We start from the raw sequence: 14,704 nt of genomic DNA, 5'->3' as shown, positions 1-14,704 counted from the left end.
GGGCAAAGACTGAGCGCTACGGCGCTGGGCAAAGACTGAGCGCTACCGCGCAGCAATGGGCGGCGGCCAACAGAGAACCCGAGCACTGCAACCAATGAAGCAGGAGTGCGCAGCAATGACCGAACAACTCGCTCCCACCGCCGCCGGATCCGGCAACTCCGCCACCGAGCAGTTCCGCCAGAAGCAGCTCGCCGCCGACACCCCGCCGGAACGGGTCGATCAGCTCGCCACCGAGGTGATCACCGCGGTGCACGAGGTGATCCGCAAGCACAAGGTCACCTACGACGAGTACGACGCGTTGAAGTCCTGGCTGATCCGGGTCGGCGAGGACGGCGAGTGGCCGCTGTTCCTCGACGTGTGGATCGAGCACGTCGTCGAAGAGGTCGCCAACGAGAACCGCGAAGGCACCAAGGGCAGCATCGAAGGCCCCTACTACGTGCCGGACTCCCCGGAGTTCCGGGCCGAGACGACGCTGCCGATGCGCGACGACGAGGCGGGCACGCCGCTGCTGTTCCAGGGCCGGGTCAGCGCAGTCGACGGCACCCCGCTGCAGGACGCCCGGGTGGAGATGTGGCACGCCGACGACCACGGGCTCTACTCGCAGTACGCGCCGGGGATTCCGGAGTGGAACCTGCGCGGCACGGTGCTCACCGGCGACGACGGCGGCTTCAAGTTCCGCACCATCCAGCCGGCGCCGTACCAGATCCCGACCGACGGGGCGTGCGGCAAGCTGATCGCCGCCGCGGGCTGGCACGCCTGGCGCCCGGCGCACCTGCACCTGAAGGTCTCCGCGCCGGGATACCAGCTGATCACCTCGCAGCTGTACTTCGAGGGCGGCGAGTACGTGGAAAACGACATCGCCCAGGCGGTCAAGCCGGAGCTGATACTGCACCCGACCCCGGCCACCAGCGGCAACGAGGTCACCTACGATTTCGTCCTCGACCCGGCCTGAAACCGACGAGTTTTCCGAGTGAACGGCCTGTTCGTCCGGCTAGATTGGTCAAACGGTCCGTTCGCTCCCAGCCGATGCAGGAGAGGAGCACCCGGTGCTGTTCGCGGTGAACATGGACGTGCAGCTGCCCCCGGACATGGATCCGGAGGTCAAGGCCGACATCCTGGCCAGGGAGAAGGCGTACTCGCAGCAGCTGCAGCGGGACGGGTACTGGCCGCACATCTGGCGCTGCGCCGGGCAGTACTCGAACCTGAGCATTTTGGACGTCGAGGACAACGACAAGCTGCACGAGCTGATCTCGGGCCTGCCGCTGTTCCCGTACATGACGATCCGCGTCACGCCGCTGGCGCAGCACCCTTCGGACATCAACGCGCGCTGACTCCCGGGACCGTCCCGCCGCGCTGAATCCACTGTGGGAGCGCGTGGCGTCGTGCCGGGTGCTGGACGGATGCGGCATGATCATGTCCGGGAGGGATGGTCATGAACGCAAGCCGCGTCGTGCAGGCCGCGGCGGGTACCTACCTGGTCACCGGCAGCCAGACCAACTGGGTCATCCTCGTCGAGGACGACTCGGTGACGCTGATCGACGGCGGTTATCCGCGGGACGCGGACGCCGTGGAGGCGTCCGTGCACGAGGTCGGCCACCGGATGCGCGATGTGGAGGCGGTGCTGGTCACGCACGCGCACGTGGACCACATCGGTTCGTTGCCGTGGTTGAGCCGGAAGTACGGCATACCCGTGCACGCGGACCCGGTCGAGGTGGGCCACGTGCGCCGGGAGTACCTCCAGCAGGCCACGCCGAAGGACATCCTCGCCAACGCCTGGCGGCCGCGGGTGCTGCCGTGGGCGGCGCACGTGCTCGGTGCGGGAGCGTTGAAGCCGTGCGCGGTGCCCACGGCCGAACCGTTCCCGCGCCAGGGCGCGCTGGACCTTCCTGGGCGGCCGGTGCCGGTGTCCACGCACGGGCACACCTCCGGTCATTCGGCCTTCCACCTGCCGCACAACGGCGTGCTGATCAGCGGCGATGCGCTGATCACCGGGCACGGCACGTCCGGGGTGCGGGGACCGCAGATGCTGCTGCCGATGTTCCACCACGACCGGGCGCGCGCGTGGCAGGCGCTGGATTCGCTGGAGGAGCTCGAAGCCGACGTGATACTGCCCGGGCACGGTCCGATGTGGAACGAACCGCTCGGCAAAGCCCTCGGCAAGGCCAGGGAGAACGCCGCACGGCACCTCGGCTGACCACTGTGGACCGACATCGGCGATGTGCGTCCGGTGCGGACTCGTGCCGGCGCGAGCGCAGTGGGCGCCGGCGTCGGCGAGCACGACATTCCTAGTCGCGAGTCCACCGCGCACGGTGCTGAACACGAACGCGAGATGATGGACTAGGCGGTGAAGCGCAGCACCGGGAGCATCGCGTACTCGTCGGCTTCTTCCGGTGCACCGGTGCGGCATTCGGCGAGCCCGTTGTGCAGCGCCGCCTCGTCGATGCCCGTTCCGATCAGCACCAGACTGGTCCTACGCGGTTCACCTGCGGACCACGGTGTGCGCAGGAATCGCACGTAGTTGCCGACCGCGTGCAGGACGAACCGTTCGCGGTAGCCGGGGATTCCGAAGTGGACGTTTCCCTTGATCCGGTAGAGCCCGGCGGGCAGGTCGTCCAGAAAGGCCGCCAGCGCACGTGGATCCATCGGCTGCTCCGAGCTGAATTCCACGCTCTGGTAGGCGGAATGCGCGTGCTCGTGGCAGTTGTCGTGCTCCACGATGTCCGAAAAGGACAGTTGCCGCGGGATGTCGTCGCGCACCGGGCGCTGCGCACGGTCGAAGAGGAAGTCCGGGTCCACCCGGCCCTGCGAGGTCTCCAGCACCGGGGTGCCGGGTGCGTGCTCGGCCAAGCTCGCCCGCAGCTCGCCGAGTTCGGCGACCCGGTCGGTCTTGTTCAGCACCACCACGTCCGCGTACTGCAGGTGCTGGGCGAACTCCGGGTGCCGGGCGCGGGTCGCGTCGAACTCGGCGGCGTCGACGACCTCGACCAGCCCGCCGTAGGAAATGCCCGGCTCGGCGCTGCCCAGCAGCATCCGGATCAGCTCCCGCGGGTCGGCCAACCCGCTGCTTTCCACCACGATCACATCGACGTCGGCCTGCGCCAGCTTGGAAAGCATGGCGTCGAGTCCGCTGGAGTCGACCGCGCAGCACAGGCACCCGTTGCTCAGCGAGACCATCGAGTCGACCTGGCCCGCCACGCTCATCGCATCGATGTTGATGCTGCCGAAGTCGTTGACCACCACGCCGATCCGGGTGCCGCCCGCGGTCGCGAGCAGGTGGTTGAGCAGCGTCGTCTTGCCGGATCCGAGGAAGCCCGCGACGAGCACGACCGGTGTCCTGCCGGATGCCACTCGGCCCCCTTCCGTTGCACCGCCCGGCCCTGCCGGAATTCAACCAGACCAGGCAGGTGATCTTCGGCGAGGGCGACGTTTTCAGCATGTGACAACGCGTCTTGGTCCGGAAGGAGGTATCCGTGCAGCATGCTGGTTGCTCGCCCGGAGTGAGCCGGGACACAGCACGGAAGGACGTTCTCATGACTGCACAGGCACAGCCGCGGGTCGCACTGGTCACCGGCGCGGGGCAGGGGATCGGCCGGGCGATCGCGCTGCGCTTGGCCGCGGACGGACTGGACGTCGCGATCAACGACGTCGCGTCGAAGGCGGGCGCGCTCAAGGACCTCGCCGCCGAGATCGAAGCGACCGGCAGCCGCACCGCGACCGTCACCGCCGACGTGTCCCAGCCCGCCGAGGTGGACTCGATGGTCGGCCAGGTCGGCGAGCAGCTCGGCAAGCTCGACGTGATGGTGGCCAACGCGGGCATCGCGCACGTGAAGCCGCTGCTCGAAGTCACCCCCGAGGAGTTCGACCAGCTGATGTCGATCAACCTGCGCGGCGTGCACCTGTGCTACAACGCCGCGGCCCGGCGGATGATCGAGCAGGGCACCGGCGGCAAGATCATCGGAGCGTGTTCGATCGTGGGCTACCGGCCGTTCCCGCTGCTCGGGCCGTACTCGGCGTCGAAGTGGGCGGTGCGCGGGCTGACCCAGGCCGCGGCGATGGAGTGGTCCCAGCACGGCATCACCGTGAACGCCTACTGCCCCGGCATCGTCGGCACCGCGATGTGGGACCAGATCGACGAGAAGCTCGCCGAGAACGAGGGCCTGCGCAAGGGCCAGGCGATCGAGAAGTACTCCGAGATGATCCAGCTCGGCCGGGTCTCGGTGCCGGAGGACGTGGCGAAGTTCGTGTCCTACCTGGCTTCCCCGGACTCCGACTACATGACCGGGCAGTCGGTGATGATCGACGGCGGTGTCCAGTTCTCCTGATCCATTGGCGGTGGGGCGCTCGTCGCGGGGTGCCCCACCGCAGGATTGCCGAACAAGGAGTTCCCGAACGCGGAACCGCGCCCCGATCGTCGACGGCGCCGCGCCGGGCCGCCCGGAGGCGACCCGGCGGGCAACCGGACTCACTTCTGCGGCATCACGCGCTGCGGGCGGGTCCGCAGCGACTCCCCGCGCCTGCGGGCGAGGTACCAGCGCTGACCGCTCTCCATGTAGCGCATTCCCCGCCGCACCAGCGGAACCTGCGCCGCCCGGTGCAACTGGTACTGCCACGCGGGCTGGTAACCGTGCCGGCAGGCCATCGCGAACGCCACGTCCGCGGCGCTGCGGTCCAGGTACCGCTCGACCTGTTCGAACCACGCCATGCTGGTGCGCCCGGCGGCTTGCATGGTCCGCAGCACGTTGCGGCCCTGGTGGTCGAAATCGCGCATGCCGGTGTCCAGGTAATCGTGTTCGTGCAGCTTCTGCGCCAGCATGAGCCCGTCCATGATGGCCAGCCGGGTGCCGGACCCGATGGTGAAATGCGTGGTGTGCGCGGCGTCGCCGAGCAGCATCACGTTCTCGTGCCGCCACGTCCGGTTGAGCACCTGGATGAACCGCTGCCAGCTCGCCGGTTTCCCGCGCGAGCTGCTGACCAGCGAGTGCCCGTCCAACGGCCCCTCGAAGATCTTCTCCAGCAGCCGGATCGAATCCTCGCCCTCCATCGAGTCGAACCCCAGTGCGCGCCAGGTCGGTTCGGTGGTCTCCACGATGCAGGTGCTCACGCCCGCGCTGGACGGGTAGGCGTGGAACCAGATCCAGCCCGCCGAGGTCTGCTCGAACGCGAAGGTGAAGCGGTCGAAGACCTTGTCCGTGCCGAGCCAGATGTAGGGATTGCGCCCGGTGTCGACCTGCGTCCCGAACTCCTGCTCGTGCAGCGACCGGACCTTGCTGTTCGCGCCGTCGCAGCCGATGATCAGGTCGCTGTCGGCGAACTCGTCGAGGTCGGCAACCTCCCGGCGGTACTGGATGTCGACGCCGAGGTCGGTGGCGCGTTCGGCGAGCACGTCCAGCAGCGTCGCGCGGTTGACGCTCCACCCGTAGCCGCCCATGTATCCGATGTCCGAGCCGTTGAGCACGAGTTGCTGCTCCTGCCACAACGTGGAGGCGCCGCGGATCTGCTCGGCGCTCTCCGCGTCGTTGGAGTACAGCGCGTCCAGCAGGTTGTCCCAAAACACGACGCCCCAGCCGTAGGTGGCGCCGGGCGGGTCGCGCTCGATGATGGTGATCTCGTGTCCTGCGTCGCGCAGCTTCGCGGAAATCGCGAAGTACAACCCGGCGGGGCCGGCTCCGACACACGTGATCTTCATGGGCACCTCCAGGTCGATGTTCCTCAGTGCGCGCTCGTGCCGCCGTTGTGCTGCACGGACGCCCCGTGCACCACCTCCGTCGACGGGTGGTGCAGGTGGTACAGGTGCGCGTAGCCGTCGTTGCCTTCCAGCAGCTCGGAATGCGTGCCGAGCCCGGTGACCCGCCCGTGGTCCAGGTACAGGATCTTGTCCGCGTCGGTGACCGTGAGCAGGTTGTGCGAGATGACGATCGTGGTGCGCCCGGCCATCAGCCGGTTCAGCGGCGCGAGGATGCGTTGCGAGGCGTCCGCGTCGAGGCTCGCGGTCGGCTCGTCGAGCAGCAGGATCGGCGCGTCCCGGATCATCGCCCGCGCGATCGCGATGCGCTGGCGCTGGCCGCCGGACAGCAACCGGCCGCGCTGGCCGACCCGGGTGTCGTAGCCGTCGGGCAGTGCCTCGATGAACTCGTGCGCGTCGGCCGCGCGGGCGGCGCTCACCAAGGATTGGTGCGTGGCGCCGGGCCGCCCGGCCAGGATGTTCTCCCCGATCGTGCCGTCCAGCAGCAGCGTCTCCTGCAGCACGATGGCCATCTGCGCGCGCAGCTGCTTCGGGTCGAGCTCGCGCAGGTCGGTGCCGTCCAGCCGGATGCGGCCCCGGTCCGGATCGTAGAACCGCAGTAGCAGCTTGGTCAGCGTGGACTTGCCCGCACCGCTGGCGCCGACGATCGCGACTCGCTCGCCGGGGGCCGCGCTGACGCTGACGTCGGTGAGCACTTCGTCGGCGGTGTCCGGGTAGTGGAATCCGACCCGGTCGATGTCGAGGTTTCCGCGGACCCGTTTGAGTTCGTGCGGGCGCGCGGGCACGGGCACGTGCGGGCGCTGGTCGAACAGCTCCAGGATGCGTTCGGCGCTGGCGGCCGCACCGTAGACCACATTGGACAGCTGGCCGAGGTTGCTGACGGGGCTGTACATCTGCTGCAGGTAGACCAGGAACGCAAGCAGCCCGCCGAGGGTGATCGCGCCGGTGGACATCTCGTAGATGCCGACCCCGACGATGGACATGATCGCCACGACTTCGAGCAGGTCCACCAGCGGCTCGAACATGCCGCCGATCCGGGCCGCGGACAGTTCCGCGGACAGGCTGGAGCGGCTCTGCCGGGCGAACCGGCCCACTTCCGCGTCCTGCCTGCCGTACGCCTGGATCAGCGGGGCGTTGCCGAGGCTTTCCTCGGCGACCGTGCTGATCGAGCCGGTGCGCCCGGCGACTTCCCGGGACGCGGACCGGATGCGGTTGGCGAAGAACCGCGCGATCCACAGGAACAGCGGGGCCACCACCAGCGCCACCACCGCCAGGTGCCAGTTCAGGTAGAACAGCACTCCGGCGAACAGCACGATCTTGATCAGCGAGGCGGCGGTCTGGGTGATCCCGGACAGCACCAGGCTCTCGATGGAGGTGATGTCGGTGGTCAGCCTGCTCAGCGTGTCGCCGATCCGGCGGCGGTCGAAGAAGTCGACCGACAGCGTGTGCAGGTGGGTGAACACCCGGATCCGCAACCGGTTCAGGAAGTGCTCACCGATCCACACCGTCAGGTAGCTCTCGCCGAAACCGACCGCGCCGACCACGATCGTCAGCGCCGCGTAGGCCGCCGCGATGATGGGGAAGAGGCTGAAGTCGCGCGGTGTGAGCACGTTGTCGATGAGGACTTTGAACATCCAAATCGCCGCTGCGTCCAGCAGCGGCGAAACCAGCACCAGCCCCAGGCTCAGCAGCATCCAGCCGCGAAAGGGCTTGGCGTCGGGCCAGAACCTCCGGAAGACCTCACGAATCCCCATCGACGGTGCGGTCTCCACCAGACCGGCTTCTTCTGTGGACGGTGGAGCGAGCAACCACCGAACGGGTCCACGCACGTGCTACCTCCAGCGGACGGGGGATGGCGCCCGCGCCGAACGACGCGGGCGCCACCCGGAAATGACTTGGGTTGAGAGGCCGGCTACTTCCAGCCCCAGCCGCCCCAGCCGTGGCCGCCCCAGCCCCAGCCGTGGCCCCAGCCGTTGCCCCAGCCCCAGCCGTTGCCCCAGCCCCAGCCGTTGCCGTGCCGGCGGCGGTTGTTGATGTAGACGAATACGCTCTTCACATTGCTCATCGCGATGCACCTTTCTGCATTGCTGATTTTCCGGAGAAAGAACGTCTTTCCGCGGAACCCGGTGCGGTGTCGGATCCCCGCGGCACCGGAAACGTGCAACGCCCCCAGTGACGGGCTGACCCCGCTTTTCCCCGTGGTCGCGAGGAAGTGCTCCGCACCGGCCGAGGCCCGCCTCCGCGCTCCCGGGCCGGTCCCGGTGGCTTGGAGAACCGTCCCGAGCGCGCCCCCGCGTGACTCGGCCCCGCGTTCCTCCGGTGTTCTGTTCCGGGCCGGGTGCCCCCGTGTGGGCTGGAGCGACCCGACCCACAACGAGTAGACCGCACCGCGACGGGCGTGCCCAGAGGACTATCGGCCCTGATTCGCCGTGATCGCGGGGAAAATCTCCGGTGCACGCGCAGCGTGGTTATGCTCGGCGGCGACGAGCCGATCAGACGGGAGCGGTGATGGATCTGCGGCGGTGGACGGCACGCGCCTGGGACGAGGTGGAGCGCTGGCAGGCCGGGTTCGGCGGATTCGGCGAACATCCGTCCACTTCGGTCGCGGACGCGGAGTTCGCGGCCGCTTTCGGGGATCTGGTCGAACGGTTGCGCGAGAGCTACCCGTTCCACCACCCGCGGTATCAGGGACAGATGTTGAAGCCGCCGCACCCGGCGGCGATGGTCGGCTATCTCGCCGCGATGCGGATCAATCCGAACAATCACGCGCTGGACGGAGGCCCGGCGACGTCACGGATGGAGCAGGAGGCGACCGGCCTGCTCGGAGCGATGTTCGGAATGCCGAATGCGTTGGGCCACCTGACATCCAGCGGAACGATCGCCAATCTGGAGGCGTTGTTCGTGGCGCGGGAGACGCGTCCCGGAAGAGCCGTGGCGTTCAGCTCCGAGGCGCACTACACGCATTCCCGGATGTGCCGGCTGCTCGGGGTGCCTGCCGTGCAGGTTCCGGTGGATGCGGCCGGAAGGCTCGACGTGCCCGCGCTGGACGCTCTCATGTCCGAACAGGACATCGGGACGGTCGTGGTCACCGCCGGGTCCACGGCGCTCGGCGCGGTCGACCCGATCGACGAAGTCCTCGCGCTGCGCGAGAAGCACGACTTCCGGGTGCACGTGGACGCGGCCTACGGTGGATTCTTCGCGCTGATCGCCGACGACTCCTCGGCAGGGGTCTCAGCCGCCCCGTTCCGCGCGATCGCCGACTGCGATTCGGTCGTGGTGGACCCGCACAAGCACGGCCTGCAACCGTACGGCTGCGGCGCGGTCCTGTTCGCCGACCCCGAGGTGGCGCGGTTCTACCGGCACGATTCGCCCTACACCTACTTCACCACCGACGAGCCGCACTTGGGCGAGATCTCCTTGGAGTGCTCCAAATCCGGCGCCGCGGCCGCCGCGCTGTGGCTGACCTTCCAGGTGCTGCCGCCCACTCCGGACGGACTCGGCCAGGTGCTGCGCGCGAGCAGGCGCGCAGCGTTGCGCTGGTCCGAACTGCTCGCGGACTCCGCGGTGCTGTCGGCCTATCAACAACCTGAACTCGACATCGTCGGCTTGCTGCCGAATGCGGCGCACCTGTCCGAAGTGGACGTACTGGCCGAACGGGCCATGACCCGCGGAATGCAGGCACCCCCGCAGGAACAGCTGCACCTCGCCGTGCTGGAGGTCACCGCCGAAGATCTCGCCGCCCGCGGCCACGCGGTCCAGCGCGACGTGCCACGTGCGCGAATCCTGCGCAGCGTGCTGATGAAACCCGAGCACGAGTACTGGATCGAGCACAACCACCACGTCCTCGAACGGCTGCTCTTGTGACTCCGCAGGCAGCAGCCGGTCAGCTGTCGAACTCGAACGGCAGCGCGTCCGCGAGACCGAGCTCGACGCGTGCGGGGCCGGTGAGCGTGTGTTCTCCCGCAACTGGCAGCGCAGGATTCCGCGCAATTGCGTTCAGCGGAAAGGTGTGCGGGCGAAGTTGCACTCCGTGGTGAAAGGTCGGCATGGTGCGGAGTCGGCGGCGCGGTTCGCCGGCCGGAGGATGCCGACCGATTCGACCGTCCGATGACGGGACCAACCAGGGAGCGAGTCATGTCGCAGTCGTCGAACTCCACCGCGTATGGATTCATCGGCGCAGGTGAGATCACCGCCGCTATCGTCGAAGGGCTGCACGCCCAGGACGCTGAACCTCCCGCGGTCTTCCTCTCGCCGCGCGGTCACGCGGTCGCGGGCGAACTCGCCGCACGGTTCCCGGGGGTGCAGGTGTGTCAGAGCAATCAGGATGTTCTGGACCGCGCTACGTCGATCGTTCTCGCCGTGCCGCTGCCGGTGGCGCAGGACGTCCTGGAGCAGCTGTCGTTTCGCGCCGAACACGTGCTGCTGAGCGCGGTCGCCGGCCTGCGGCTGCATCAGCTGCGTGATTCGGCCGCACGAGCGGGAAGTCTGGTTCGGACGATCCCGCTGCCGCAGGCAGCGCACCGCCAGAGCCTGACCACTATCTACCCGGACGACACCGCCGCACGCGCGCTGTTCGAGCGGGTGGGTGGTGTCCTCGTCGCCGACGACGAGCAGAGCTTGGACGCTTTCGGCGCGGTGACCGCGACGTTCGCCGCGCATCTCGATTACCTCGCCACCATCGCCGACTGGTTGGCCGATCAGGGAATCGACCGCGCCACCGCGACCGGCTTCACCACGCACATCTTCGGTCAGCTGGGGATATCGTTGGCACAGCACGAAAACGCACTCGCGACGATGACCGGCAAGCACGCCACGCCGGGCGGCAACAACGAACGACTCATGGCCGAGTTGCGCAGCGAGGGGATGCCTGACGCTGTGCGCAGGGCCCTCGACCACGTCTTCGACCGGCTCCGCAGCTGATGCGTTCGATTCTCGTTCCGTATGGCGGACGTGTCGTCGACCGCTAGCGGCTGTCGTGGGTGGAGTTCTCCCAGTGCCGGACGGCATTGGTCAAGGAGTTCGTCCATTGGCTGAGGATGTCCCGGCCTTCGTCGGCGGTGGCGGCGGTGGGATCGCCGAGCACGCCGTTCGCGCTGACGGCTCGGACTCCGCCTTCGCGCAGGTGTGGCATCAGGTCGGGCAGGGCGGTCGTGTTGCCGGCGGAAGCCTGTCCGAAGTGGACGTTTTCGGGGTGCAGGGCGAGCATCACGGAGGTTTCGGTGTGCCCGGCGTGGCTGTCGTCCGCGCGGCCGGTCGGCGACCAGGTCAGGACGCTGCGTCCCTCGTAGTGCAGGAGTTCTTCGGCCGAGTGCAGTGCGGGCAGGTTGCCGCCGTGGCCGTTGACGACGACCACACCTGCGAAATGGTCGGCTGATCGCACGAGTTCGAGTAGTAGCAGGCGGAGGGCGTCGTGTCCGATGGAGAGCGTGCCGGGGAAGGCTGCGTGCTCGCCGCTGGCGCCGTAGGGGATCGCGGGACCGATCACGAGGTTGTTCCGTTCCGCCGCCAGCCGGTTGCAGAGTTCTGTTGCGATCGCGGTGTCGGTCCAAAGTGGAAGGTGCGGACCGTGTTGTTCGGTGGCACCCAGCGGAATCGCCAGCAGGGTTCGGTCGGTGAGTTCGGGCCAGCGGTGGCTCGCGAGTTCGCGGCTCACCGCAGCGAGCCTTCGGTGAACTGCGGCAGCAGGGGAGCGATCGTGCGTTCTCGCGCGCAGCCGGCCCAGACTCCTGCGGAGTAAGCCAGGTCGTCGAGCATTCGCAGGGCGAACCACGAGAACCCGCCGTGCTCCGCGCGGCACGCCTCCACCAGGCACGGCAGGAACGCGGCGAGTAGCACTGTTCGCGCCTTGCTGCTGCACAGCGCAGCGGGCAGCAACAACGGCCACCAAGCGCGTCGCAGTGCCTCGGCGAGCAGCCTCCCCGCGCCGAGGTGGCCGAAAGCGGCCAGCCGCAGGGATTCCGCGTCGGGCACGCCGCGCTCGCGGAGCTTGCGCGGTAGCAGTGCGGTGCTGACCGCTCCGACCGCGAGACCGATCCGCGGTCGTCCGGAAGCGATCAGTGCCCACGACGCCCCGCTCCACGCGGACATCCTGGCGCAGCTGAGCTTCCCGTGGTGGTGGCGGGACAGCGGTGCGGCCGAGGTGCCGTACTGGAAGCGCTGCCGCAGCCAGGATCTCAAGCCAGGTCTCGTCCGATGCCGAACCACGGATTCGGGCTCGTAACGCACAACGCCCCCGGATTCCAGCAGCCGCCATACCAGGTCGACGTCCTCGCCGTACCGCAGCGACTCGCGAAAGCCGCCGAGTTCCGCCAGTGCGCTGCGGCGGACCACGAGCGCTGCGCTGGGCACGTAGCTGACCCTGCTCATCGGCCGGACGAGGGCTCGGCGCGGTCCCATGTCCAAACTGGACCTGTCTGACTCGTACCGACCGAGGCTGGAATCGTCCGCCACACCGGTGATGCGCGGGGCTACTGCGAGCACCGCCGGGTCGGCGAATTGACGCAGGACGGGTTCGAGCCACCCCGCGGCTGGTTCCGCGTCGGCATCGACGAACGCGACCAGTTCGGTTTCGGCACGGCGCCAGCCGGTGTTGCGGGCGGCGGCGGGACCGCGCGGGTGTTCGTGGCGAGCGGTGGAATCCGGGATCGGCGAGGTGGATCCGTCGTCGACCACGATCCGGTTCGGGACGTCCGATGCGGCTCGGAGAGCGCGGCGCAGTCCGGCTCGATCATCTTTGACCGGGACGACGAGCGTGATGTCGTCTGCGGTCCAGGTCGTGTGGGCGGGTTCCGGATGCACCAGCCCGGATTCGAGCAACCGCCGCGCCAGCTTGCTCGCCGCGCCGGGTTCGACTAGTTCGCCGGAGATCCAGCGATCCACCAGCCGGGACCCGGCCGCGCCGAGCCGCAGCAGCCGCAGCGGAGATCCGCCCAGCAGCACTCGTCCGTCGCCGAGGCGCCGCAACGACGGGTCCGGGACCAGACGCGTTCCTGCGGGCAGGTCCGTGCTCACGCCGTGAATCCGCCGTCCGCGTGCACGACCGTTCCGGTGATCGCCGAGGAGTCCGGCGAGCACAGGAACGCCACCACGGCGGCCACTTCGTCGGGTTCCAGTATCCGCTCGGTGAGCTGGTGCCCGGCGAATTCATCCACATCGGACAGGTCGTACAGTCCCGCGCTCGCCTCCAGCATGTCGGTACGGGTCGAACCGGGGGAGACCGCGGTGGCGCACACTCCGGTACCGCGCAGATCCGTGGCCAGCCCGCGCACCAGTCCGACGACCGCGTGCTTGGCAGCGTTGTACGAGGTCAGGCGCCACAAGCCTTGATGCGCGGCGGCCGAAGCGAGTGCGACGAACCGTCCGGTCCGCGGCTCGGGTCGCCGCAACAGCGCGGGCACGGCCGCTTTCGCCAAGTTGGCCGATCCGTCCACGCCGACCGAGAACAACGCGTCCCATTCGCTCTCCCCGGCTTCCCAGAACGGTCGACCGCCTGCCATCAACGCCGCGGCGCCGACCGCCGCGTCGAGTCCGCCGAACCGCTGCTCAGCCAGCTCGACCGCTCGACGCAGCGCGTCCGGGTCCTGCACGTCGGCCGCCACGTCCACCACGGAACCCGGGAATTCGGCTACGAGTGCGCTCAATTGCTCTGGTGTCCCGAGTGGATAGTCCACGCGCGGGTCGTCGGCGCAGCGATCGAGGGCGACGACCCGCCAGCCGCTTCCTGCGAGTCGGCGCACCACCGCGGCGCCGATCCCACGTGCGGCGCCGGTCACCAGCGCGACCCTCGACTCACCCATCCAAGTATCCTTTGTCTCGAAGGAAAGAGAGCAGTTCCTCGGCCGCTTCCGCCGGATCGTCGGTGGTCACGATTCGTGGAGGTTCGCGTTGTTCGTGCGCGCCGGTGAGTTCGAGGACTCGTTGCCGCGCTTCGCTCCCGGCAGGTGGCGGGAGCTCCTTGGCGCGCGGACGGTAGCCCGATGCCGCTCGAACCCGTAGCGCTGCAGGTTCCGCTGCTACTTGATGCACCGGGATCTCGGCGGATCGAGCCGCCAGCGTGGCGGGCAGCGTCGCCGTGCGCAACCGGACGCCCGCCGGTTCGACCGAACACACCGCGGGGAGCGGTATGGCGAGCCGTTCCCGCCGACCGCGGTCGAGCCTGCGGACGCCCCGGAGCCTGCCGCCTTCGTCGGTGCCGGTGGTCTCCAGCGACACCAGTCCGAGGGCTTGCGCACACCTCATTTCCGACGCCAGAAACGCCGGTGTGGCACCGGTTCCGCGGTCGATCGAGTGGTCGCCGGTCAGCAGCACGTCCGGAACGCCGAACCGCGCACGGATGGCTCCGGCGAGCGATTTCGCCGTGCCCGCACCGGAATCGGCGGCCCGCTCGTCCGGTTCCGCGCCGGAGTCCACTCGAAGCACCTCGTTCGCCCCGCAGGACAAGGCTTCCCGCAGCACATCCTCGGCCGCTACCGGTGCCTGCGTCACCACGACGCACCGCCCGCCGGTGCGTTCCGCGAGCCGCAGACCCGACTCCAGCGCGGCATGATCCGCCGGGCTCGGGCCGGCCATTCGCGGGTCGGCGTGCACCTCACCGGACAGCGGCCGCACCGAGGCGTGCGCGTCGGTGCAGCGCATCGCGACCACGATCAGCACTCGCGCTCACCCCTTCCGGAACGCGACGCCGTAGCCGCCGGACGGGTACTCCCACGAGATCGCGCCGCTTTCGTCGCACACCTGGTAGCAGGTTCCGCACTCGAAGCACTGCTCGTAGTTGAACAGGATTCCGCCGTCGTCGGTCGGTACGAACAGGTTCGCCGGGCAGGCGTGCACGCAGGCGCGCGTCGTGCAGGAGCGGCACACGTCGGTGTCGACCACGATGTGCGGCTGCTCGGACACGCGGAAGTCCACATGCGACATGCGTTCCTCGAACGAGACGTCGCGGTAGCGTTCGGTCATCGCCGT

At 68.8% G+C, this 14,704-nt stretch carries 15 protein-coding genes; 6 read left to right on the top strand and 9 right to left on the bottom strand.

The annotated features are described in order from the left end of the window. Positions 1-115 precede the first annotated feature (115 nt). The 3 genes from catA to V1457_RS26020 all read left to right on the top strand — a co-directional run bounded on the left by catA (position 116) and on the right by V1457_RS26020 (position 2,194). Positions 116-952 carry a catechol 1,2-dioxygenase gene (gene catA, locus V1457_RS26030; protein ID WP_200072247.1) on the top strand — a complete coding sequence of 279 codons (837 nt, stop codon included), beginning with the start codon at positions 116-118 and terminating at the stop codon, positions 950-952. Positions 953-1,046: 94 nt separating this feature from the next. Next, positions 1,047-1,331 carry a muconolactone Delta-isomerase gene (gene catC, locus V1457_RS26025; RefSeq protein ID WP_338597512.1) on the top strand — a complete coding sequence of 95 codons (285 nt, stop codon included), beginning with the start codon at positions 1,047-1,049 and terminating at the stop codon, positions 1,329-1,331. Between the two features lie 101 nt (positions 1,332-1,432). Continuing rightward, positions 1,433-2,194, top strand: coding sequence for an MBL fold metallo-hydrolase (locus tag V1457_RS26020; protein ID WP_200072249.1), 762 nt, complete (start codon positions 1,433-1,435; stop codon positions 2,192-2,194). A gap of 143 nt (positions 2,195-2,337) precedes the next feature. Here the strand turns inward: V1457_RS26020 and V1457_RS26015 are convergent, their stop codons facing one another. Then, positions 2,338-3,348, bottom strand: a complete 1,011-nt coding sequence (locus V1457_RS26015; RefSeq protein ID WP_338597509.1) for a GTP-binding protein — start codon at positions 3,346-3,348, stop codon at positions 2,338-2,340. A 182-nt stretch (positions 3,349-3,530) separates the two neighbouring features. Between V1457_RS26015 and V1457_RS26010 the strand changes: the two genes are divergently transcribed. Then, positions 3,531-4,322, top strand: coding sequence for an acetoin reductase (locus V1457_RS26010; protein ID WP_338597507.1), 792 nt, complete (start codon positions 3,531-3,533; stop codon positions 4,320-4,322). 140 nt (positions 4,323-4,462) lie between these two features. On the opposite strand, the gene V1457_RS26005 is transcribed toward V1457_RS26010, so the two are convergent. From V1457_RS26005 to V1457_RS25995, 3 genes are all read right to left on the bottom strand, one after another. After that, positions 4,463-5,686, bottom strand: coding sequence for an FAD-dependent monooxygenase (locus tag V1457_RS26005; RefSeq protein WP_338597505.1), 1,224 nt, complete (start codon positions 5,684-5,686; stop codon positions 4,463-4,465). A 23-nt stretch (positions 5,687-5,709) separates the two neighbouring features. Next, positions 5,710-7,515 (bottom strand): ABC transporter ATP-binding protein, encoded by a 1,806-nt coding sequence (locus tag V1457_RS26000; protein WP_338597503.1) that lies wholly within the window; start codon positions 7,513-7,515, stop codon positions 5,710-5,712. A 140-nt stretch (positions 7,516-7,655) separates the two neighbouring features. Beyond that, a complete protein-coding gene (locus tag V1457_RS25995; protein WP_200072254.1) occupies positions 7,656-7,808 on the bottom strand; it encodes a hypothetical protein in 153 nt (50 codons plus the stop codon). A 443-nt stretch (positions 7,809-8,251) separates the two neighbouring features. Between V1457_RS25995 and V1457_RS25990 the strand changes: the two genes are divergently transcribed. Further along, positions 8,252-9,607 (top strand): aminotransferase class I/II-fold pyridoxal phosphate-dependent enzyme, encoded by a 1,356-nt coding sequence (locus tag V1457_RS25990; RefSeq protein WP_338597500.1) that lies wholly within the window; start codon positions 8,252-8,254, stop codon positions 9,605-9,607. Positions 9,608-9,733: 126 nt separating this feature from the next. Continuing rightward, the gene (locus V1457_RS25985; RefSeq protein ID WP_338597498.1) at positions 9,734-10,663 is read left to right on the top strand and encodes an NAD(P)-binding domain-containing protein; all 930 of its coding nucleotides are present in this window, start codon (positions 9,734-9,736) and stop codon (positions 10,661-10,663) included. 43 nt (positions 10,664-10,706) lie between these two features. On the opposite strand, the gene mftE is transcribed toward V1457_RS25985, so the two are convergent. Genes mftE through V1457_RS25960 form a run of 5 tightly spaced genes read right to left on the bottom strand, consistent with a single transcriptional unit; the run spans position 10,707 to position 14,698 of the window. Then, positions 10,707-11,396, bottom strand: coding sequence for a mycofactocin biosynthesis peptidyl-dipeptidase MftE (mftE, locus tag V1457_RS25980; protein ID WP_338597496.1), 690 nt, complete (start codon positions 11,394-11,396; stop codon positions 10,707-10,709). After that, positions 11,393-12,754, bottom strand: a complete 1,362-nt coding sequence (gene mftF, locus V1457_RS25975; protein ID WP_338597494.1) for a mycofactocin biosynthesis glycosyltransferase MftF — start codon at positions 12,752-12,754, stop codon at positions 11,393-11,395. Before mftF ends, mftE begins: the two co-directional genes overlap by 4 nt. Continuing rightward, entirely contained in the window at positions 12,751-13,539 is a 789-nt protein-coding gene (locus V1457_RS25970) for a mycofactocin-coupled SDR family oxidoreductase (RefSeq protein ID WP_338597492.1), read from the bottom strand. Before V1457_RS25970 ends, mftF begins: the two co-directional genes overlap by 4 nt. Continuing rightward, entirely contained in the window at positions 13,532-14,395 is an 864-nt protein-coding gene (locus V1457_RS25965; RefSeq protein WP_338597490.1) for a mycofactocin-associated electron transfer flavoprotein beta subunit, read from the bottom strand. Before V1457_RS25965 ends, V1457_RS25970 begins: the two co-directional genes overlap by 8 nt. A gap of 6 nt (positions 14,396-14,401) precedes the next feature. Then, positions 14,402-14,698 (bottom strand): ferredoxin family protein, encoded by a 297-nt coding sequence (locus V1457_RS25960; RefSeq protein ID WP_200072261.1) that lies wholly within the window; start codon positions 14,696-14,698, stop codon positions 14,402-14,404. Between the last annotated feature and the right edge of the window lie 6 nt (positions 14,699-14,704).

The sequence above is a fragment of the Saccharopolyspora sp. SCSIO 74807 genome (genome assembly GCF_037023755.1).
Lineage (GTDB): Bacteria > Actinomycetota > Actinomycetes > Mycobacteriales > Pseudonocardiaceae > Saccharopolyspora_C > Saccharopolyspora_C galaxeae.
This window is presented reverse-complemented; position numbering and strand designations above follow the sequence as displayed.

Coding starts and splice junctions, on each gene's coding strand:
- catA (WP_200072247.1), top strand. CDS start 116: ATGACCGAACAACTCGCTCCCACCGCCGCCGGATCCGGCAACTCCGCC.
- V1457_RS26020 (WP_200072249.1), top strand. CDS start 1,433: ATGAACGCAAGCCGCGTCGTGCAGGCCGCGGCGGGTACCTACCTGGTC.
- V1457_RS26010 (WP_338597507.1), top strand. CDS start 3,531: ATGACTGCACAGGCACAGCCGCGGGTCGCACTGGTCACCGGCGCGGGG.
- V1457_RS26005 (WP_338597505.1), bottom strand. CDS start 5,686: ATGAAGATCACGTGTGTCGGAGCCGGCCCCGCCGGGTTGTACTTCGCG.
- V1457_RS25995 (WP_200072254.1), bottom strand. CDS start 7,808: ATGAGCAATGTGAAGAGCGTATTCGTCTACATCAACAACCGCCGCCGG.
- V1457_RS25990 (WP_338597500.1), top strand. CDS start 8,252: ATGGATCTGCGGCGGTGGACGGCACGCGCCTGGGACGAGGTGGAGCGC.
- V1457_RS25970 (WP_338597492.1), bottom strand. CDS start 13,539: ATGGGTGAGTCGAGGGTCGCGCTGGTGACCGGCGCCGCACGTGGGATC.
- V1457_RS25960 (WP_200072261.1), bottom strand. CDS start 14,698: ATGACCGAACGCTACCGCGACGTCTCGTTCGAGGAACGCATGTCGCAT.